Source organism: Pseudomonas putida NBRC 14164, assembly GCF_000412675.1.
Classification (GTDB): Bacteria; Pseudomonadota; Gammaproteobacteria; order Pseudomonadales; family Pseudomonadaceae; genus Aquipseudomonas; species Aquipseudomonas putida.
This window is the reverse complement of sequence record NC_021505.1, coordinates 5,972,578-5,991,958: the sequence shown is the minus strand read 5'-3', so window position 1 is coordinate 5,991,958 and position 19,381 is coordinate 5,972,578. Positions and strand designations below refer to the sequence as shown.

Sequence of the window (19,381 nt, the reverse complement as noted above, 5' to 3'; positions counted from 1 at the left end):
GCGTCGGCTCTTTCGCTGACCTGTGGGAGCGGGTTTACCCGCGAAGCAGGCAGCCCCGCAGGGCCGCGCATGCCTGGGGCTTACTCGTGTGTGAGTTCCAGCACCCGGTCCACCAGCTTGTAGATCCCGCCCGCCGCTTCGCTGATCGACTTGGCTTCCATGTAAGCCGGGGTAGTTACCAGCTTGCGCTGGGTGTCTTCGACAATGTCCTGTACATCGCACTCCTCATGGGTGCCGCCCATCTTCTCGACAGCCGCCGCAGTACCGGCGTCGCTACCGATGGTGCAGACCACGCCCGGCCCGTAGATCTTTGCGGCCAGTGCCGGCGAGATGCAGATCAGGCCAACCGGCTTGCAGGCGTCGGCAAAGGCTTCGGCCAGCTCCAGCACGTCCGGGTTGACGCTGCAGTTGGCGCCTTCCACGGCGAAGTTGGACAGGTTTTTCGCCGCCCCGAACCCCCCCGGCACGATCAGCGCATCGAATTCCTCGGCCTTGGCTTCGCGGATGTCCTTGACCTCGCCACGGGCAATGCGCGCCGACTCCACCAGCACATTGCGCGACTCGGGCATTTCCTCGCCGGTCAGATGGTTGATGACATGCATCTGCGCAATGTTCGGCGCGAAGCACTGCACCTGCGCACCGCGCTGGTCGAGGCGCAGCAGGGTGATCACGCTTTCGTGGATTTCGGCGCCGTCATACACGCCACAGCCGGAAAGAATCACCGCTACTTTTTTTGTCATGCTCATTACTCCAGTGTCGAGGCGCTAAATGTCCTCTAGTTTGGCAGATGTCGCCATAGGGGTTGCCGCAGGCGCGGCCTAATCTTGATGGATACCGCCTGAGGCCGTACCCATGGACCTGATATTGCTGGCCGTGCCGTTCTTCTTCGTGCTCATCGCCGTGGAGCTGGTGGCCGACCGTGTGCGTGGCCAGCGCAACTTTACCTTGGCCGATTCGATCAACAGCCTGAGTACCGGCGTGCTGTCGACCAGCACCGGGTTGCTGACCAAAGGCGCGGGGCTGGTGACCTATGCCCTGGCGTTCGAGCACCTGGCACTTTTGCGCCTGCCGCCCGAAGCCTGGTGGGTATGGCTGCTGGCCTTTGTCCTGTACGACTTCTGCTACTACTGGCTGCACCGACTGGGCCATGAACGCAACGTGCTGTGGGCCGCGCATTCGGTGCATCACCAGAGCGAGGAATACAACCTCACCACCGCGTTGCGCCAGACCAGTAGCGGGTTCATCTTCTCGTGGATCTTCTACCTGCCGCTGGCACTGCTGGGCGTGCCGCCACTGGTGTTCATCACCGTGGCATCGCTCAACCTGCTGTACCAGTTCTGGGTGCATACCCGGCACATTCCCAAGCTTGGCTGGCTTGAGTGGGTGTTGATTACGCCATCCAACCATCGCGTCCACCATGCGCAAAACCCTGTTTACTTGGATCGCAACTACGGCGGTGTGTTCATTCTCTGGGACCGTCTGTTCGGCACCTTCAAAGAGGAGGACCCGGCCGAGCCTGTGGTGTTCGGGGTAACCACGCCGCTGGCCAGCTGGAACCCGCTGTGGGCCAACCTGCAGTTCTATGCCCAGCTCTGGCATGACGCCCGGCACACTGCCAGCCTGCGGGACAAGTTGCGCATCTGGTTCATGCCCACCGGTTGGCGCCCGGCCGATGTGGCCGCACGTTACCCACAGGCCAAGCAGGACCTGGCGCAGTTTCGCAAGTTCGAGGTTGCCCTGGGCCGCCCGCAGCAAGCTTACGTGGCGGCGCAGTTCGTGGTGTATGTGGCCTTGGGCAGCTACCTGATGGACGTAGCCGAACGCGTGCCGGCCGCCGCGCTGGTGCTCGGCTGGTCGCTGATGGCGTTTGGTCTGTTCGTGCTGGGCGGGTTGCTGGAGAACCGGCCCTGGGCTGCGCGCCTGGAACTGGCGCGGCTTGTGGTGAATGCGCCGGCGCTGTACCTGGCCGGCGCAATGGGCCTAGCGGTGGTCGCGCCGCTGGCCTGGTTCCTGCTCGTGGTCTATAGCCTTCTCAGCCTGTGGGGCCTGGGCCTGGTCCGCCGCCTTGCGCTCCGCGCGCAAGGCGCGGAAACGCCGGCGCAGCCACAACAAAACGCCCAGCCCCACCAGGCCACCAAGTACCCATAGCTCGTAACGCTTCACGTTGCCCAGCAGGCCTTCGAGGATGGCGCCAAAGTGGTACGCAGCCGCGCCCAGGGCTATTGCCCAGATGGCCGCGCCAAGGCCATTGAGCAGCAGGTAGCGGCGCGGCGGGTAGCCCGACAGGCCAATGGCCACCGGCATGACCGTACGCAGGCCATAGACGAAGCGGAAGCTCAGCACCCAGATGTCGGGGTGGCGGCGGATGTGGTCCAGCGCCCGGTCACCCATTGCTTGCCAGCGTGGTTTGCGCGCCAGGATCCTGCGCCCGTGGCGGCGGCCCATGAAGTACCACAGCTGGTCGCCGGCATAGCTGCCGAGGAACGCCACCAGGCACACCAGCTTGATGTCCATGTACCCACGGAATGCAAGGAAACCCGCAAGCACCAGGATGGTCTCGCCTTCGAAGAAGGTGCCTAGAAAAAGGGCAAAGTAGCCGAAATCCTGCAGGAATTGTTGAAGCATTTTCTGAGGTGCTGGCGAAATGAACGCGCAGCCTACCCCTTCGCGCGCATTCGTGAAAGTGTCCAAATGTGTCTCGACGTGAACAATTCCTACACAGACAATGCCAGAGGCCACGCGCCATGGCTTGCCCTGGTGTGTAACACAGGCGTCATAATGGGCGCTTATCTTGCCGCTCAATTGATGATAGGGCGTTAACGTCCTCAGGAACGCCAGATGAATAATGAAGTGCTCACCCCTGTCGCGATCAAGGAAGCCCAGGAGCTCCCGGAAGAGTTGGTGCAGACCCCGCCAGACCTGCCGCCGGCGCCCGAGCCGGAGCCTGTAGAGGAGCAGGTCGCCGAGCCTGTGGCCGCGGCGCCCGCGCCCGCGCCGGCCCCGGCAATAACCGTCCCCGGCCTGGACGACAGCAGCCTGTACATTCATCGCGAACTCTCGCAGCTGCAGTTCAACATCCGCGTCCTGGAACAGGCCCTGGACGAGAACTACCCACTGCTCGAACGCCTCAAGTTCCTGTTGATCTTCTCCAGCAACCTCGACGAGTTCTTCGAGATCCGCGTCGCCGGCCTGAAGAAGCAGATCAACTTCGCCCGTGAACAGGCCGGTGCCGACGGCCTGCAGCCGCACCAGGCGCTGGCGCGTATCAGCGAGCTGGTGCATATCGAGGTAGAGCGCCAGTACGCGATCCTCAACGACGTGCTGCTGCCGGAGCTGGAAAAGCACCAGATCCGCTTCATTCGCCGCCGTTACTGGACGCCCAAGCTCAAGACCTGGGTGCGCCGCTATTTCCGCGACGAAATTGCCCCGATCATCACCCCGATCGGCCTCGATCCGACCCACCCGTTCCCGCTGCTGGTGAACAAGAGCCTCAACTTCATCGTCGAGCTGGAGGGGGTCGATGCCTTCGGTCGCGACTCGGGCCTGGCGATCATCCCGGCCCCGCGCCTGCTGCCCCGGGTTATCCGCGTGCCTGAAGAGGTGGGCGGCCCGGGTGCCAACTACGTGTTCCTGTCGTCGATGATCCACGCGCACGCCGACGACCTGTTCCAGGGCATGAAGGTGAAGGGCTGCTACCAGTTCCGCCTGACCCGTAACGCCGACCTGGCGCTGGACTCCGAAGAAGTCGACGACCTGGCCCGCGCCCTGCGCGGCGAGCTGTTCTCGCGCCGTTACGGCGACGCCGTGCGCCTGGAGGTGGCCGACACCTGCCCGAAACACCTGTCGGACTACCTGCTCAAGCAGTTCAGCCTCAGCGAAAGCGAGCTGTACCAGGTCAATGGCCCGGTCAACCTCACCCGCCTGTTCAGCATTACCGGCCTGGACAGCCACCCTGAGCTTCAGTACACGCCGTTCACCCCGGCGATCCCCAAGCTGCTGGTGAACGCCGACAACATTTTCAGCGTGATCAGCAAGCAGGACATACTGCTGATGCACCCCTTCGAGTCCTTTACCCCGGTGGTCGACCTGCTGCGCCAGGCCGCCAAGGACCCGCACGTGCTCGCCGTGCGCCAGACCCTGTACCGGTCCGGGGCCAACTCGGAAATTGTCGATGCCCTGGTGGACGCTGCGCGTAACGGCAAGGAGGTCACCGCGGTGATCGAACTGCGCGCGCGCTTCGACGAAGAGTCCAACCTGCAGATGGCCAGCCGCCTGCAAGCGGCCGGTGCGGTGGTGATCTACGGCGTGGTCGGTTTCAAGACCCACGCCAAGATGATGTTGATCCTGCGTCGCGAGCAGGGCGAGATCGTGCGTTATGCGCACCTGGGCACCGGCAACTACCACGCCGGCAATGCCCGCCTGTACACCGACTACAGCTTGCTGACCTCAGACGACGCCCTCACCGAGGACGTCGGCAAGCTGTTCAGCCAGCTCATCGGCATGGGCAAGACGCTGCGCATGAAAAAGCTGCTGCACGCGCCGTTCACCCTGAAGAAGGGCATGCTCGACATGATTGCGCGCGAAACCCAGTTTGCCCTCGAAGGCAAGCCCGCGCACATCATTGCCAAGTTCAACTCGCTGACCGACGCCAAGGTCATCAAGGCACTGTACAAGGCCAGCCAGTCGGGTGTGAAGATCGACCTGGTGGTGCGTGGCATGTGCTGCCTGCGCCCAGGCATTCCGGGGGTTTCACACAATATCCAGGTGCGCTCGATCATCGGCCGCTTCCTTGAGCACACGCGGGTGTTCTACTTCCTCAATGGCGGCGAAGAGCAGATCTACCTGTCCAGTGCCGACTGGATGGAGCGCAACCTCGACAAGCGCGTCGAGACCTGCTTCCCGGTGGAAGGCAAGAAGCTGTTGCTGCGGGTGAAGAAGGAGCTGGAAGGCTACCTGACCGACAACACCCACGCCTGGACCTTGCAGCCAGACGGGCGCTACGTGCGCATCACCCCGACCGGCAACCAGAACCCGCGCAGTGCCCAGGCGACCCTGCTGGAGCGCCTGAGCAACCCGGTCCTCAACGTACGCTGAGAACGAAGCCGACCCGGGCCAGCCACTCCGCCTCGTTGGCGAAGTCGGCCTGGGTCAGCTGGTTCTGTTCCAGCCAGCCTTCAGGGAAGGCCACATCCAGGCTTGCATCGCCAGCCTTGAGCACCACCTTCGGCATCTGCTGGTTGCCACGGATGTGGTGAAACAGAATGGCGAAACGCAGCAGCACGCACAGGCGCAGCAGCTTGATGCCTTCGTCACCCAGCTCGGCGAACTTGTCCTTGGGGATGTTGCGGCGGTGGCCGCGTACCAGCAAGGCCATCATCTGCTGGTCCTCGCGGGAGAAGCCCGAAAGGTCGGAGTGCTCGATCAGGTAGGCGCCGTGCTTGTGGTAGTGATAGTGGGCGATATCGAGGCCTACTTCGTGCACTTTCGCGGCCCAGCCCAGCAGATCGCGCCAATTTCCGTCTTTCAGCCCCCAGGCATCGGCCACTTGGTCGAAAGCATGCAGCGCCTTGCGTTCCACGCGCGCAGCCTGGCCCTGGTCCACGTGGTAACGCTCCATCAACGAGTTGAGGGTGCGTTCGCGCACGTCTTCATGGTGGTGGCGGCCGAGCAGGTCGAACAGCACACCTTCGCGCAGGGCGCCGTCACAGTGGTCCATGCGCTGCAGTTCCAGCGCGTCGAAAATCGCTTCGAGAATAGCCATACCCGCCGGGAAGATCGTGCGGCGGTCCGGCTTGATGCCGTCGAAGTCGATCTTGTCGACTTCCCCCAGCTTGAACAGCTTGCGCTTGACCCAGGCCAGGCCCTCGGCGTTGACCTCACCATTGCCCAGGCCACCGGCCTTGATGGCGGCCCCGATGGCGCGGATGGTGCCGGACGAGCCGATGGCCTCGTCCCAGGTCAGGCGATGCAGGGCATGCTCGATGCTCATCAGCTCCAGGCGCGCGGCCGTGTAGGCCTGGGCGTAGCGGGCCGGGGTGATCTTGCCGTCGCGGAAGTAGCGCTGGGTGAAGCTGACGCAGCCCATCTGCAGGCTTTCGCGCAGCAGCGGCTCGAAGCGCTGGCCGATGATGAATTCGGTACTGCCGCCGCCGATGTCCGCCACCAGGCGCTTGCCGGGGGTGTCGGCCAGGGTGTGCGACACACCCAGGTAGATCAGGCGCGCCTCTTCACGGCCGGAGATGACCTCCACCGGGTGGCCGAGGATGGCTTCGGCGCGCTGGATGAATTCGTTACGGTTGCGCGCTTCGCGCAAGGCGTTGGTACCGACGATACGCACGGAGCCTGCGGGCATGCCGTTGATCAGCTGCGAAAAGCGCTTGAGGCAATCCAGGCCTCGTTCCATTGCCTCTTCACTGAGTTTGCGTTCTTCGTCGATGCCGGCGGCAAGCTGAACCTTCTCGCCGAGCCGCTCGAGAATGCGGATTTCGGTATGGTGGGCCTTGGCCACGACCATGTGAAAACTGTTGGAGCCAAGGTCGATGGCGGCGATCAGGGACAGGTTCTTCGCGATGGTATGCGGCATGATCTGGTTGTTCTCGGTCGTTAACCCGGCAATCGTGCCACGATAGCAGGCTGACGCCAACGCGTGACACGCAGCCGATGTGCTCGCCTTGATGCAAGGCAATGTGCCATTCGATTCTATGACGGCTGTATGACAGTTTCGATTCGCGGCGTCTTGCACAACTATAGTTACAGTCAATCGTCCGTGGCTTCCTGTCGGCGGCGGGGGCGGCTATGATGGGCAACGTTTTTTATTGCTTACGACCTTGGAGATTTCCATGAGCGACAAAATCAAACACGTCACCGACGCCAGCTTCGAAGCCGACGTACTGCAGGCTCAAGGCCCGGTGCTGGTCGACTACTGGGCTGAATGGTGCGGCCCATGCAAGATGATCGCTCCGGTTCTGGACGATATCGCTGCTACCTACGAGGGCAAGCTGACCGTCGCCAAGCTGAATATCGACGAGAACCAGGAAACCCCGGCCAAGCACGGCGTGCGTGGTATCCCGACGCTGATGCTGTTCAAGAACGGTAACGTCGAAGCCACCAAGGTTGGCGCGCTTTCCAAGTCGCAGCTGGCCGCGTTCCTCGACGCCCACCTGTGATGTGAAAAAAGCCCCGCAAATGCGGGGTTTTTCTTTTCCAGAGCACTAGACGCAGAAAAAAGCAAGTGTTACATTCGGCCTCGCACTGCTTTTCCAGTGCCCTCTACACGCCGTCGCCGAAGCATCCCTAATTCGAATCAGTACGCGATCCTGTCGCCATCTAGCGGCGCGGCCTCATTAAGCCAGAAGCTTAATTCTCCCTTCTTACATGATTACGTCACTCCCCTTATGAACCTGACTGAACTCAAGCAAAAGCCGATTACCGATCTTTTGGAAATGGCCGAACAGATGGGCATCGAGAACATGGCCCGTTCGCGCAAACAGGACGTGATCTTCGCCCTGCTGAAGAAGCACGCGAAGAGCGGCGAAGAGATTTCGGGTGACGGCGTGCTGGAGATTCTCCAGGATGGTTTCGGTTTCCTGCGCTCGGCTGATGCGTCCTACCTGGCCGGCCCGGACGATATCTACGTCTCGCCCAGCCAGATCCGCCGTTTCAACCTGCGTACCGGCGACACCATCGTCGGCAAGATCCGCCCGCCGAAGGAAGGGGAGCGTTACTTCGCCCTGCTGAAGGTTGATACCATCAACTTCGACCGTCCGGAAAACGCGAAGAACAAGATCCTGTTCGAAAACCTGACGCCGCTGTTCCCGAACAAGCGCCTGAAGATGGAAGCCGGTAACGGCTCCACCGAAGACCTGACCGGTCGCGTCATCGACCTGTGCGCCCCGATCGGCAAAGGCCAGCGTGGCCTGATCGTCGCCCCGCCAAAAGCAGGCAAGACCATCATGCTTCAGAACATCGCGGCCAACATCACCCGTAACAATCCCGAGTGCCACTTGATCGTGCTGCTGATCGACGAGCGCCCGGAAGAAGTGACCGAAATGCAGCGCACCGTGCGCGGCGAAGTGGTTGCTTCCACCTTCGACGAGCCGCCAACCCGCCACGTGCAGGTTGCCGAAATGGTGATCGAGAAGGCCAAGCGCCTGGTCGAGCACAAGAAGGACGTGGTCATCCTGCTGGACTCCATCACCCGTCTGGCGCGTGCCTACAACACCGTGATCCCGAGCTCCGGCAAGGTGCTGACCGGTGGTGTCGACGCCCACGCCCTGGAGAAGCCGAAGCGCTTCTTCGGCGCCGCGCGTAACATCGAGGAAGGCGGTTCGCTGACCATCATCGCCACCGCGCTGGTCGAAACCGGCTCGAAGATGGACGAAGTGATCTACGAAGAGTTCAAGGGCACCGGCAACATGGAGCTGCCGCTGGACCGCCGCATCGCCGAGAAGCGCGTGTTCCCGGCCATCAACATCAACCGTTCCGGTACCCGCCGCGAAGAGCTGCTGACTGCCGACGACGAACTGCAGCGCATGTGGATTTTGCGCAAGCTGCTGCACCCGATGGACGAAATCGCTGCCATCGAGTTCCTGGTCGACAAGCTCAAGCAGACCAAGACCAACGACGAGTTCTTCCTGTCGATGAAGCGCAAGTAAGCTTCGCAGGCATCACGCAAAAGCCGGGGAAACCCGGCTTTTTGCTGTTTGTCACAAAAGACCGTTCGCCAGCACGTCGAACGAAGGCCAACATGCTGCTTGTGGCGTGGGGGCCTGCCTGATCCAGGCATTTGCCTCCTGCCTCCCGAAGACCAGCGAAGCCGGGCTGGTTGATGAATCGTCACACGGATGTCTCTTATAAGGTACACTTGGATGTACGCAGTTCATCACGTTCTATCCGCTAATGATGTGGATGCTTACCAGGCATGGCTGAACACCATTCGTGACACAAGGGTGAAGGCGCGAATCACTACAAGGGTCGACCGGGCGGCGCAGGGCTATTTTGGCGTGACCCAACCAGTGGGTGATGGCGTGTTCGAGATGAAACTGGACTTCGGGCCAGGCTATCGCGTCTATTACGCCATCTCCGGGCGGAAGATCATTTTCCTGCTCGGAGGTGGCACGAAAGACCGGCAGCAGGCCGATATTGATCAAGCCAGATCTCTGTGGCAGAGGCATAAGGTAGCGCTATGACCGGCACACGCTCGCATGAAGAAAGTGTTCTCGAAATGCTCCGCAAGGATGAGTCTTTCGCCATCGATTATCTTGCGGTTGCGCTTGAAGAAATCGATGAGCCTGGTGGCGCCGCAGGTTTTCTGACGGCGGTTCGGCGCGTAGCGGAAGCGCGTGGTGGGATGGGTAATCTGTCCCAGGCCACGGGGCTTGCGCGTCCAAACCTCTATCGAGCCTTGGCTGCTGATGGGGACCCGAGATTGTCGACTGTGTTGAAGGTGCTGCAGGCCCTTGGAATCGGGTTGTCAAAGGTTGTATCGCATAATCGGTGAGGCGCAAGGTAAGCGTCCCGACCAAGGCGTGAAGCGGTCACCAATGCATTTTTGCCCCCAAACCATGCCCGAACGGCGCTACACTCTGCACCCCGACCGATACGGCCAACACGAGGCTTTTGCATGCAGTATCGCGACTTGCGCGACTTCATCCGTGGCCTGGAACAGCGCGGCGAGCTCAAGCGCATCCAGGTTCCGATCTCCCCAGTCCTGGAAATGACCGAGGTCTGCGACCGCACCCTGCGTGCGAAGGGCCCGGCATTGCTGTTCGAAAAGCCCACCGGCTTCGACATTCCGGTGCTGGGCAACCTGTTCGGCACCCCCGAACGCGTGGCGATGGGCATGGGCGCCGAGTCGGTCGAAGAACTGCGAGAAATCGGCAAGCTGCTGGCCTTCCTCAAGGAGCCCGAGCCACCCAAGGGCCTGAAGGACGCCTGGTCCAAGCTGCCGATCTTCAAGAAGGTCGTGTCGATGGCGCCGAAGGTCGTCAAGGACGCGGTATGCCAGGAAGTGGTGGTCGAGGGTGATGATGTCGACCTCGGCGCACTGCCGATCCAGCACTGCTGGCCAGGCGACGTGGCGCCGCTGATCACCTGGGGCCTTACCGTCACCCGCGGCCCGAACAAGGACCGCCAGAACCTGGGCATCTACCGCCAGCAGGTCATTGGCCGCAACAAGGTCATCATGCGCTGGCTGAGCCACCGTGGGGGCGCCCTCGACTATCGTGAGTGGTGCGAGAAAAACCCCGGCCAGCCGTTCCCGGTTGCCGTGGCCCTGGGTGCTGACCCGGCGACCATCCTCGGTGCCGTGACCCCGGTGCCGGACACCCTCTCCGAATATGCCTTCGCCGGCCTGCTGCGCGGCAATCGCACCGAGCTGGTCAAGTGCCGTGGCAGCAACCTGCAGGTACCGGCCACCGCCGAAATCATCCTGGAAGGCGTGATCCACCCGGGCGAAATGGCCCCGGAAGGCCCGTATGGCGACCATACCGGCTACTACAACGAAGTGGACAGCTTCCCGGTGTTCACCGTCGAGCGCATTACCCACCGGCAGAAGCCGATCTACCACAGCACCTACACGGGCCGGCCGCCAGATGAGCCGGCGATTCTCGGCGTGGCATTGAACGAAGTGTTCGTGCCGATCCTGCAGAAGCAGTTCCCGGAAATCACCGACTTCTACCTGCCGCCGGAAGGCTGCTCGTACCGCATGGCGGTGGTCACCATGAAAAAGCAGTACCCGGGCCACGCCAAGCGCGTGATGCTGGGTGTGTGGTCGTTTCTGCGACAGTTCATGTACACCAAGTTCGTTATTGTCACCGATGACGATATCAACGCCCGTGACTGGAACGATGTGATCTGGGCCATCACCACGCGCATGGACCCCAAGCGTGATACGGTGATGATCGACAACACGCCGATCGACTACCTGGACTTCGCGTCGCCGGTATCGGGGCTGGGGTCGAAGATGGGCCTGGACGCCACGCACAAGTGGCCGGGCGAGACTACACGCGAATGGGGGCGGGTCATCGTCAAGGACGAAGCCGTCACCCGCCGTATCGATGAGCTGTGGGATCAGTTGGGAATAGATTGATGCAGGTAACGTTGCAGCCGTCCGGGGCGGTGCTGGCGCTCGAACCCGGGGAACGGATCCTGGATGGAGCGCGGCGGTTGGGCTATGACTGCCCGAATAGCTGCCGCAATGGCAATTGCCATGTCTGCGCCGCGTTGTTGGTCGAAGGGCGGGTACGCCAGGACGGCGAAGTCCGTGACCATGGCGAGCTGTTTACCTGCATTGCCGAACCGCTGGAGGACTGTGTTTTGCTCTGGGATGGTGTGCTCGCCCTGGGCGAGCTGCCGGTACGCAAGCTGGCGTGCAGCGTCAGTGAATGCGTCGACGTTGGTGGCGACGTCTGGCGGGTGCGCCTGCGTGCGCCAGCCGGCAAGCCACTGCGATACCACGCCGGGCAGTACCTGATGATCGAGCGCGAGGGCGGCAAGCCTGCCGCGTTTTCGCTGGCCTCCGCACCCCACGCAGGGCGAGAGCTGGAGCTGCACGTGCTGGCGCGTGAGCCAAGTGCATTGCAACTGATCGAGCAGCTCAAGCGTGATGGCTTGGCACGCATCGAAATGCCGTTTGGCGACACCCACCTGGCCGAGCTGCCCGACGGGCCACTGGTGCTGATTGCCGCCGGCACCGGCATGGGCCAGATGCACAGCCTGCTCGAGCATTGCCGCGCCAACGGCTTCAAACACCCGGTACACCTGTACTGGGGCGTGCGTCGGCCCGAAGACTTCTACCAGATCGAGCACTGGGACGAATGGCAGCGCCTGCCCAACCTGTTTCTGCACCAGGTCGTCAGCGACCTGTGCGGCTGGGAAGGCCGCTGCGGCATGCTGCATGAGGCGGTCTGCGAGGACATCGCCGACCTCAATACCGTGCATGTATATGCCAGCGGTTCACCGAACATGATCTATGCCACCCTCGACGCCTTGGTCGAAGCCGGCATGGATGCACACCGCATGCGTGCGGATGTGTTTGCCTACGCGCCACGCGGTTAATAACCGAAGTTTGAAAGAGTGGGTATAAGGCGGTAATTGTTACCGCCTTGGCTAATAACTTTCACAGTTGCCGAAACAGTAATTCCCAGTCGTCGGAACCGCGCATGAAACTCTGCCGCGAGGGCTTGAGTATTCCTGCAATTCTGGCCTATGGTTACTGCAAGCGCCCTTGCTACAGAGGCTTGGGGCGTATCTCAATCGAATCTCGCTACATCCGTAGTTCATAGGGATAATGGCGGCAGCTTATGTCGGCACTTGAAAGTATGTCTTGGGAAGTATCATACCCTCCGGCACTCGACTTCGGTCAGCAACATACTCACGACCAGTTGTTCAACTCCATGAAGACGACCATGTCTCGGCATCAGGGCGGGCCCGTGTGGCTGTTCGCTTATGGTTCATTGATCTGGCGCCCGGAGTGCAGTTCGGTGGAACGCCAGCGGGCGCGGGTGCATGGTTATCACCGGGGCTTGTACCTGTGGTCGCACGAGCACCGTGGCACCCCGGAAACCCCAGGGCTGGTGTTCGGCCTGGACCGTGGTGGCTCCTGCAGCGGCTTTGCCTATCGGCTGGATGAAAGCAGCCTGGATGACTCGTTGATGGCCCTGTGGCAACGGGAGATGCCGTACCCGGCCTACCGGCCGCACTGGCTTAGCTGCCGGCTGGGCGATGGCAGCAAAGTGCAGGCCTTGGGCTTTGTGCTGGAGCGGCATTTGCCGTGCTATGCGGGCAACCTGCCGGATACCTTGCTCAGTCAGATCCTGGCCAGTGCCAAGGGGCGTTATGGCACTACGCGCGACTATGTCGAGCAGACCTTGAATGCCTTGCGCAGCCACCAGATGCCAGATCGCAACCTGGAGGCGCGGTTCAGGCGTTGCCATAACCTGCGTGAAGTTTGAGGTTTTGGGGCCGCTGTGCGGCCCCAGAATAATCAATGCATCAACACCACCAACTTACCCACAGCCTGCCGCTGCCCCAGTTTCTCGATGGCAGCCCCGGCCTCGGCCAGTGGATAAGTCTGCGACACCAGCGGCTTCAACTTGCCTTCGGCATGCCAGGCAAACAGCTGCTTGAAGTTGGCCGCGTTATCCTCGGGCTGGCGCTGTGCAAACGCCCCCCAGAACACCCCCAGCACCGCCGCGCCCTTGAGCAGCACCAGGTTGGCCGCCAGCTGTGGAATGCTGCCGCTGGCAAACCCCACTACCAGCAGTCGGCCATTCCAGGCCAGCCCGCGCACTGCCTGCTCGAACAGCTCGCCCCCCACGGGGTCGTAAATGACGTCCACGCCCTGGCCACCGGTCAGCCGCTTGATTTCTTCGCGCAGGCTGGCCTGGGTGTAGTCGATCAGCTCATCTGCCCCGGCCGCCTTGGCCACGGCCAGTTTCTCGGCACTGCTGGCTGCCGCGATCACCCGCGCGCCCATGGCCTTGCCGATTTCCACCGCCGCCAGACCGACCCCACCGGATGCGCCCAGTACCAGCAGCGTCTCGCCTGCTTGCAGTTGGCCGCGCTGGCGCAGGGCGTGCATCGAGGTGCCATAGGTCATGCCGAAGGCGGCAGCGGTGGTGAAGTCCATGCTGGCCGGGATCGGCAGTACGTTGTAGAAAGGCACCGCCACCTGCTCGGCGAAAGCACCCCAGCCGGTGAGCGCCATGACCCGCTCGCCGACCTTCAGCGCGCCGGCTTTTTCCCCGACCGCGGCCACCACGCCTGCGGCTTCGCCGCCGGGTGAGAACGGCAGCGGTGGCTGGAACTGGTATTTGCCTTCGATGATCAGGGTGTCGGGGAAATTGACACCGGCGGCCCGCACATCCAGCAGGATCTCGTTTTTCCTGGGCTGCGGGCTGGCCACGTCTTCCAGTACCAGATCGCGCGCCGGACCCAGGGTTTTGCACAACACAGCTTTCATCGGGGCTATTCCTTTGCGGGTAGTGGCCGATAAGTGTAGGAGGGCCGCTTGCCGGGTCAACGAGCATGGTCCGCCCTGATGGGCCGGCATAAGCCCGGGCTTGGGTTTGAGCGGCGTGCTGGGTAAGCTGGCGCCAACTGTATTGAGGAGCGAATTCGTGAAAGCGTGGATCTTGATGGTACTGGCGCTGCTGCTGCCGGCTGCGGCCATGGCCGAGGAAGCCAAGGAAGGGGCGCCCAAGGTCGCCTACATCAGCCTGAGCCCGCCCTTTGTCGGCAACTATGCCCTCGACGGCGGCCCGCGGCTGCGCGTGTACAAGGCCGACGTGGCCCTGCGCGTGACCGGTGACGAAGCGGCCAAGGCGGTAAAGCATCACGAACCTCTGATCCGCAACCAGCTGGTAGCACTGTTCACCCAGCAGACCGTGGACAACATGAGCAACGTCGAGGCCAAGGAACACCTTCGCCAGGAGGCGTTGAAGCAGGTGCAGCAGGTGCTGGAAGCGGAAGAAGGCAAGCCGATCGTCGAAGACCTGCTGTTCAACAACCTGATCGTGCAGTGATCAATGTGGGAGCGGGCTTGCCCGCTCCCACAGTTGCCGACCATAGATCCTGAGGTGTCATGAGGCCAGGCTGCGGCGAAACCGCGCCAGGGCGACGCTGAAAAACACCAGGCCGATCAGCGCCAGCGCCAGGATATCCGGCCAAACCACCGCCCAGCCGGCATCCCGGAACAGGATCGCAGTGCCCAGGCTGACAAAGTGCGTCGACGGTGACCCCTGCATCACCCATTGCAGCCATTGGGGCATGCTGTCCAGGGGTGTGCTGCCGCCAGACAGCAACAGCATCGGGATGATCACCGGGATTGCCAGCAGGCCGAACTGCGGCGTCGAGCGTGCCAGGGTGGCGAGGAAGATGCCCAGCGCGGTACTGGCGAACAGGTACAGCGCGGTCACGGCCAGAAACAGCCCCATCGAGCCGGACAGCGGCACACCCAGCGCGCCTTTCACGACCACCACCAGCGAAACCCACGTGCAGATCACCACCACCAGCGCGTTGCTGCCGATTTTCGCCAGCATGATTTCCAGTGCGGTGAGCGGCAGCACCAGCAGGTGGTCGAGGGTGCCATGCTCACGCTCGCGCAGCAGCGCGGTGCCGGTGAGGATGATCGCCAGGATGGTGATGTTGTTGACGATCTGGATCACCGCCAGGAACCAGCCCCCCTCAAGGTTGGGGTTGAACAGCGCCTTGGGGTTGATCAGCACCGGGCTTTGCACGTTGCCGCGCTGGCTGTAGTCGAGCAGCTCGCGCTCGAAGATGCGGCCGATGTAGCCGGCGCCCATGAACGCCTGGCTCATGGCCGTGGCGTCGACGTTGACCTGCAGCTCCGGCGAGCGCCCGGCCAGCAGGTCGCTCTGGAAGTTCACCGGTACGTTGATCACGAAGGTGTACTCGCCGCTGTCCATGGCCTGGTCCAGGCGTTCTGCGGGCAGCGACACGGCGGGCTGGAACTCGGGCGGTTGCAGGGCCTGGGTCAATTTGCGCGACAGCAGGCTGTGGTCTTCGTCCACTACCGCGACGCTGGCGTTGTGTACGCCGATCACCGAGCCGGCGGCCGGCATGTAGATCGCCACGCTGAAGGCATACAGCAGGAACAGCAGCAGCACGCTGTCATGGCGCAGGCTGGTCAGTTCTTTCAGGCCCAGGCGCAGGGTGTGGTTCAGGCGCGACATGTCAGGCCTCCTGCTTCTTCAACATGGCCAGGCTCAGGCCCGTGAAGGCCGCGAAGAAGCCCAGCAGGATCAGGCACTGCGGCCACAGCTCACGCAGCCCCAGCGCCTTGGTGAAGGTGCCGACCGCGATATCGAGAAAGTAGCCCGCCGGGAACAGCTGGCCCATCACCGCCGCTGCGCCGTCCAGCGACGAGCGTGGCACGATCAGCCCGGAAAACTGGATGGTTGGCAGGCTGGTGATGATCATGGTGCCCAGGATGGCCGCGATCTGGGTGCGGGTGAAGGCCGAGATCAACAGCCCCAGGCTGGTGGTGGCCAGCAGGTAGGCCACGCCACCACAGGCCAGGGCCAGCACGCTGCCCTTGAGCGGCACGGCGAACAGCCAGCGGTTCATGGCCACCAGCAGCGCCAGGTTGATCAGGCTCACGGCCAGGTAAGGCATCTGCTTGCCAAGCAGGAACTCCAGGCGGGTGAGGGGGGTGGCGTAGAAGTTGGTGATGGAGCCGAGCTCTTTCTCGCGGACAATGCCCAGCGCGGTGAGCATGGCCGGGATGAAGGCCAGGATCAGCGCCATCACGCCGGGGCCGATGGCATTCACGCTGACCACGTCCTGGTTGTAACGAAAACGTGTTTCCAGGCGCACCAGCTCCTGACGCGGCTGCGGCTCTGGGCTGGCCTTTGCCAGTTGCTCAAGGTTGGCCTGATGCACGGCTTCCACGTAGTTGCGGCTGGTTTCTGCGCGGAACGGCATGCCGCCGTCGAGCCAGGCCGCCACCACCGGTTGGCGCCCGGCGTACAGGTCGCGGCCAAAGCCGGGCGGAATCTCCAGCGCCAGTTTGATTTCCGAGCGTTGCAAACGCTGGTGCATCTCGCGGTTGTCACGAATCGGCGCCTGTTCGGCAAAATAGCGTGAGCCACGGAAGGCCTCAAGGTAGGCCCGGCTTTGCGGGCTCTGGTCCTGGTCGTGCACGGCGAAGGCAAGGTTTTCTACGTCCAGCGAAATGCCGTAGCCGAAGATCACCATCATGAACAGCGCGCCTGCCAGGGCGAAGGCCAGGCGTACCTTGTCGCGCAGCAGTTCCTTACCCTCACGGCTGGCCACCGCCAGCAGGCGGCGCAGGCTGAAGCCCTGGCGCAGCGGCGGAGCGGGCGTAGCTGCCTGCTCCAGCACGGCGTTGTCCGCGGCTGGCGGCGCGAGCTCCTGGGCCTGCTCCAGGCAACGCACGAACGCGTCCTCCAAAGTGTCCCCGTGGTACTGGCGCTGGAGGGCATCGGGGGTGTCGCAGGCCAGTACCCGCCCGGCATGCATCAACGAGATGCGGTCGCAGCGCTGGGCTTCGTTCATGAAGTGGGTGGAGAGGAAAATGGTCACGCCCTGTTCGCGTGACAATTCCACCAGCAGGCGCCAGAAGTCGTCGCGAGCGGCTGGATCGACGCCGGAGGTCGGTTCATCGAGAATCAACACTTCCGGGCGATGCAGCACCGCCACCGCCAATGACAGGCGCTGGCGCAGGCCAAGGGGCAGGGCGCCGGACGGTTGGTCGGCAATAGCGGCGAGGTCGAAGCGCTCGATCAGCTCATCGATGCGTTGGGCGCTCTCGGCTTTGGGCAGGTCGAACAGGCGGGCATGCAAGGCCAGGTTCTGCCGGGTGCTGAGCTCGCCATACAGCGAGAAACTCTGCGACATGAACCCGACCCGCTTGCGCGTGCCCAGGTCACTGGCGTCCACCGGGCGGCCGAGCAGGCTGGCGCTGCCCTCGCTGGCCGGCATCAGCCCGGTGAGCACTTTCATGGTGGTGGTCTTGCCGCAGCCGTTGGAGCCGAGGAAGCCGAAGATCTCGCCACGGCCAATGGCGAAACTGACCTTGTTCACCGCCGTGAAGTCGCCAAAGCGCAGTGTCAGGTCGTGGGCCTCGATGGCGACCGGGCTGTCGGTGGCCGGGCGCGGCGGGATGCGCAAGGGTTGCTGCTGCGCCTTGCCCTCGCCCTGGTAGTGGGTGAAGGCGTCGTCCAGCTTACCGCTGGGGGTGACCGCAGCCAAGTCGTGGCTGGGGCCGGCGGCCAGCAGGCGGCCGCCATCGAGCATCAGGCAATGCTCGAATTGTTCGGCCTCTTCCATGTAGGCGGTCGCCACCAGCAGGGTCAGCTGCGGGCGCTGTGCGCGAACCTGTTCGACCAGCTCCCAGAAGCGCCGCCGCGACAGCGGGTCGACGCCGGTCGTGGGTTCGTCGAGGATCAGCAGGTCCGGCTCGTGGATCAGCGCGCAGCACAGCCCCAGCTTCTGCTTCATTCCACCCGACAGCTTGCCGGCCGGGCGCTCGGCAAAGCGTTGCAGGTCGGTGGCCTGCAGCAGATTGGCCATGCGCTGTTCGCACTCGCGGCGGCCCAGGCCGAACAGGGTGGCGAAAAAGCGGATGTTCTCGCTGATCGACAGCTCCGGGTACAGGTTATTGCCCAGCCCCTGCGGCATGAACGCCACTTTTGGGTACAGCGCCGCGCGATGACGGCGCTGGCGGATCGAGCCACCCAGCACCTGCAGCTCGCCCTGTTGCAGCCGTTTAACGCCGGCGATCAACCCCAGCAAGGTCGATTTGCCGGCGCCGTCAGGGCCGATCAGCGCGCAGCGGGTGCCCGCAGGCAGGCTGAAGCCGAGGGTGTGCAAGGCCACCAGGTCGCCGTAGCGGTGGCCGATGCCCTCGGCCAGCAGTGCCGGGGCGTTCATTGCAGGTTGGCCGGCCAGTCCACCTCAGCCGTGCGCACATACCCGGCGCCTGGCATACCCGGTTTGGCCTGCGGCACTGCGCCGGGGTCGGTCAGGCGAAGCTTGACGCGGAACACCAGCTTTTGCCGCTCGTCGCGGGTTTCGACCTGCTTGGGGGTGAACTGGGCCTTGGCTGCGACAAAGGCCACCTTGGCCGGCAAGGCGCGCTCGGGCTGGGCGTCGAGCACAATGCGCGCCTGGTCGCCTACGGTCAGCCTGCCGCTGGTGGAAGCCGGCAGGTACAGGTTCATGTACTGGTCGCTGGGGTCGATCAGCATCAGCACGCGGCCGCCGGCACCCAGTACTTCACCGGGCTCGGCCAGGCGCAGCTGGATAATGCCGTTGATGGGCGCACGCAGGCTGCTGTCGTCGATTTCGCTGGTGAGCTGGGCCACCTGGGCTTCGGCTGCGCCGATGGCGGCTTTGATCGCTGCCAGCTGGGCGCGGGCGGCGACCACGGCGGCGTTGGCGGTGTCAAAGCGTGCCTGTTGCTGGTCGAGCAGTTGCTGGCTGGCGTATTTGCGCTGGAAGATTTCGCGCACGCGCTTGAGGTCCTGGCTGGCCAGCAACAGTTCGCTCTGGCGCAGCTGTACGCTGGCCTGGGCCGCGGCGTAGTTTTCCCGCGCGCGCAGCACTTCGGCTTCGGCCTGGGTGCGCTGGGCTTCCATGGTGCGGGTGTCAATGCGCGCCAGTAGCTGGCCGCGGGTGACCTTGTCGCCTTCGTCGACCAGCACTTCGGCCAAGCGGCCGGGGATCTTGCTGGCGATCTGCACTTCGGTGGCTTCGAGGCGGCCGTTGCCCATGCTCAGGCCTTCGGGCAGCTGGTCGTGGAGCGACTTCCAGTACCCCAGCCCTGCGGCTGCAGCGAGCAGGGCGATCAGCGCGGTGGCGAAGATTCTGGGGGCGTATCGGTTCATCGATCTGC

The 19,381-nt window shown here is 63.2% G+C and carries 16 protein-coding genes and 1 pseudogene; 10 read left to right on the top strand and 7 right to left on the bottom strand.

What is annotated here, in order from left to right:
- Positions 1-80: 80 nt before the first annotated feature.
- Positions 81-740, bottom strand: a complete 660-nt coding sequence (gene elbB, locus PP4_RS26675; RefSeq protein ID WP_016502180.1) for an isoprenoid biosynthesis glyoxalase ElbB — start codon at positions 738-740, stop codon at positions 81-83.
- A gap of 112 nt (positions 741-852) precedes the next feature.
- Between elbB and PP4_RS29640 the strand changes: the two are divergent.
- Positions 853-1,479: pseudogene (locus tag PP4_RS29640) on the top strand (sterol desaturase family protein); the annotation flags it as partial.
- Between the two features lie 501 nt (positions 1,480-1,980).
- On the opposite strand, the gene PP4_RS28390 reads toward PP4_RS29640, so the two are convergent.
- A complete protein-coding gene (locus tag PP4_RS28390; protein ID WP_080642828.1) occupies positions 1,981-2,625 on the bottom strand; it encodes a DedA family protein in 645 nt (214 codons plus the stop codon).
- A 213-nt stretch (positions 2,626-2,838) separates the two neighbouring features.
- On the opposite strand from PP4_RS28390, the gene ppk1 reads away from it, so the two are divergent.
- The gene (ppk1, locus tag PP4_RS26660; RefSeq protein WP_016502177.1) at positions 2,839-5,094 is read left to right on the top strand and encodes a polyphosphate kinase 1; all 2,256 of its coding nucleotides are present in this window, start codon (positions 2,839-2,841) and stop codon (positions 5,092-5,094) included.
- On the opposite strand, the gene ppx is transcribed toward ppk1, so the two are convergent.
- Positions 5,081-6,583 (bottom strand): exopolyphosphatase, encoded by a 1,503-nt coding sequence (ppx, locus tag PP4_RS26655; protein WP_016502176.1) that lies wholly within the window; start codon positions 6,581-6,583, stop codon positions 5,081-5,083. The genes ppk1 and ppx overlap by 14 nt on opposite strands.
- Positions 6,584-6,839: 256 nt before the next feature.
- Between ppx and trxA the strand changes: the two genes are divergently transcribed.
- The 7 genes from trxA (at position 6,840) to PP4_RS26620 (ending at position 12,953) form a co-directional block, all read left to right on the top strand.
- Positions 6,840-7,166, top strand: a complete 327-nt coding sequence (gene trxA / locus PP4_RS26650) for a thioredoxin TrxA (protein ID WP_012274768.1) — start codon at positions 6,840-6,842, stop codon at positions 7,164-7,166.
- 228 nt (positions 7,167-7,394) lie between these two features.
- A complete protein-coding gene (rho, locus tag PP4_RS26645) occupies positions 7,395-8,654 on the top strand; it encodes a transcription termination factor Rho (protein WP_003253661.1) in 1,260 nt (419 codons plus the stop codon).
- A 213-nt stretch (positions 8,655-8,867) separates the two neighbouring features.
- Positions 8,868-9,188, top strand: a complete 321-nt coding sequence (locus PP4_RS26640; protein ID WP_016502175.1) for a type II toxin-antitoxin system RelE/ParE family toxin — start codon at positions 8,868-8,870, stop codon at positions 9,186-9,188.
- On the top strand, positions 9,185-9,499 hold the full coding sequence (locus PP4_RS26635; RefSeq protein ID WP_016489756.1) for an addiction module antidote protein: 315 nt from the start codon (positions 9,185-9,187) through the stop codon (positions 9,497-9,499). The genes PP4_RS26640 and PP4_RS26635 overlap by 4 nt, the downstream gene beginning before the upstream one ends.
- A gap of 123 nt (positions 9,500-9,622) precedes the next feature.
- On the top strand, positions 9,623-11,089 hold the full coding sequence (ubiD, locus tag PP4_RS26630) for a 4-hydroxy-3-polyprenylbenzoate decarboxylase (protein ID WP_016502174.1): 1,467 nt from the start codon (positions 9,623-9,625) through the stop codon (positions 11,087-11,089).
- Complete coding sequence (locus PP4_RS26625) at positions 11,089-12,057, top strand: CDP-6-deoxy-delta-3,4-glucoseen reductase (RefSeq protein ID WP_016502173.1); 969 nt, start codon at positions 11,089-11,091, stop codon at positions 12,055-12,057. Before ubiD ends, PP4_RS26625 begins: the two co-directional genes overlap by 1 nt.
- Before the next feature lie 245 nt (positions 12,058-12,302).
- The gene (locus PP4_RS26620; protein WP_041167937.1) at positions 12,303-12,953 is read left to right on the top strand and encodes a gamma-glutamylcyclotransferase; all 651 of its coding nucleotides are present in this window, start codon (positions 12,303-12,305) and stop codon (positions 12,951-12,953) included.
- A 32-nt stretch (positions 12,954-12,985) separates the two neighbouring features.
- On the opposite strand, the gene PP4_RS26615 is transcribed toward PP4_RS26620, so the two are convergent.
- On the bottom strand, positions 12,986-13,963 hold the full coding sequence (locus PP4_RS26615) for an NADPH:quinone oxidoreductase family protein (RefSeq protein ID WP_016502171.1): 978 nt from the start codon (positions 13,961-13,963) through the stop codon (positions 12,986-12,988).
- Positions 13,964-14,120: 157 nt separating this feature from the next.
- On the opposite strand from PP4_RS26615, the gene PP4_RS26610 reads away from it, so the two are divergent.
- Positions 14,121-14,525, top strand: coding sequence for a flagellar basal body-associated protein FliL (locus PP4_RS26610; RefSeq protein ID WP_016489751.1), 405 nt, complete (start codon positions 14,121-14,123; stop codon positions 14,523-14,525).
- 57 nt (positions 14,526-14,582) lie between these two features.
- Here PP4_RS26610 and PP4_RS26605 read toward each other — a convergent pair whose 3' ends face one another.
- Genes PP4_RS26605 through PP4_RS26595 form a run of 3 tightly spaced genes read right to left on the bottom strand, consistent with a single transcriptional unit; the run spans position 14,583 to position 19,373 of the window.
- Positions 14,583-15,695 (bottom strand): ABC transporter permease, encoded by a 1,113-nt coding sequence (locus PP4_RS26605; RefSeq protein ID WP_016502169.1) that lies wholly within the window; start codon positions 15,693-15,695, stop codon positions 14,583-14,585.
- Between the two features lies 1 nt (position 15,696).
- A complete protein-coding gene (gene rbbA / locus PP4_RS26600) occupies positions 15,697-18,417 on the bottom strand; it encodes a ribosome-associated ATPase/putative transporter RbbA (RefSeq protein ID WP_016502168.1) in 2,721 nt (906 codons plus the stop codon).
- Positions 18,414-19,373 (bottom strand): HlyD family secretion protein, encoded by a 960-nt coding sequence (locus PP4_RS26595; protein WP_016502167.1) that lies wholly within the window; start codon positions 19,371-19,373, stop codon positions 18,414-18,416. Before PP4_RS26595 ends, rbbA begins: the two co-directional genes overlap by 4 nt.
- Positions 19,374-19,381: the final 8 nt, after the last annotated feature.

What these genes read in the sequence shown, in the direction of transcription:
- PP4_RS26595 (WP_016502167.1), bottom strand. Translation starts at nt 19,373, where the DNA reads ATGAACCGATACGCCCCCAGAATCTTCGCCACCGCGCTGATCGCCCTG.
- PP4_RS26640 (WP_016502175.1), top strand. Translation starts at nt 8,868, where the DNA reads ATGTACGCAGTTCATCACGTTCTATCCGCTAATGATGTGGATGCTTAC.
- rho (WP_003253661.1), top strand. Translation starts at nt 7,395, where the DNA reads ATGAACCTGACTGAACTCAAGCAAAAGCCGATTACCGATCTTTTGGAA.
- PP4_RS26615 (WP_016502171.1), bottom strand. Translation starts at nt 13,963, where the DNA reads ATGAAAGCTGTGTTGTGCAAAACCCTGGGTCCGGCGCGCGATCTGGTA.
- PP4_RS26620 (WP_041167937.1), top strand. Translation starts at nt 12,303, where the DNA reads ATGTCGGCACTTGAAAGTATGTCTTGGGAAGTATCATACCCTCCGGCA.
- trxA (WP_012274768.1), top strand. Translation starts at nt 6,840, where the DNA reads ATGAGCGACAAAATCAAACACGTCACCGACGCCAGCTTCGAAGCCGAC.
- rbbA (WP_016502168.1), bottom strand. Translation starts at nt 18,417, where the DNA reads ATGAACGCCCCGGCACTGCTGGCCGAGGGCATCGGCCACCGCTACGGC.
- PP4_RS26625 (WP_016502173.1), top strand. Translation starts at nt 11,089, where the DNA reads ATGCAGGTAACGTTGCAGCCGTCCGGGGCGGTGCTGGCGCTCGAACCC.
- PP4_RS26605 (WP_016502169.1), bottom strand. Translation starts at nt 15,695, where the DNA reads ATGTCGCGCCTGAACCACACCCTGCGCCTGGGCCTGAAAGAACTGACC.
- ppk1 (WP_016502177.1), top strand. Translation starts at nt 2,839, where the DNA reads ATGAATAATGAAGTGCTCACCCCTGTCGCGATCAAGGAAGCCCAGGAG.
- ubiD (WP_016502174.1), top strand. Translation starts at nt 9,623, where the DNA reads ATGCAGTATCGCGACTTGCGCGACTTCATCCGTGGCCTGGAACAGCGC.
- elbB (WP_016502180.1), bottom strand. Translation starts at nt 740, where the DNA reads ATGACAAAAAAAGTAGCGGTGATTCTTTCCGGCTGTGGCGTGTATGAC.
- PP4_RS26635 (WP_016489756.1), top strand. Translation starts at nt 9,185, where the DNA reads ATGACCGGCACACGCTCGCATGAAGAAAGTGTTCTCGAAATGCTCCGC.
- PP4_RS28390 (WP_080642828.1), bottom strand. Translation starts at nt 2,625, where the DNA reads ATGCTTCAACAATTCCTGCAGGATTTCGGCTACTTTGCCCTTTTTCTA.
- ppx (WP_016502176.1), bottom strand. Translation starts at nt 6,583, where the DNA reads ATGCCGCATACCATCGCGAAGAACCTGTCCCTGATCGCCGCCATCGAC.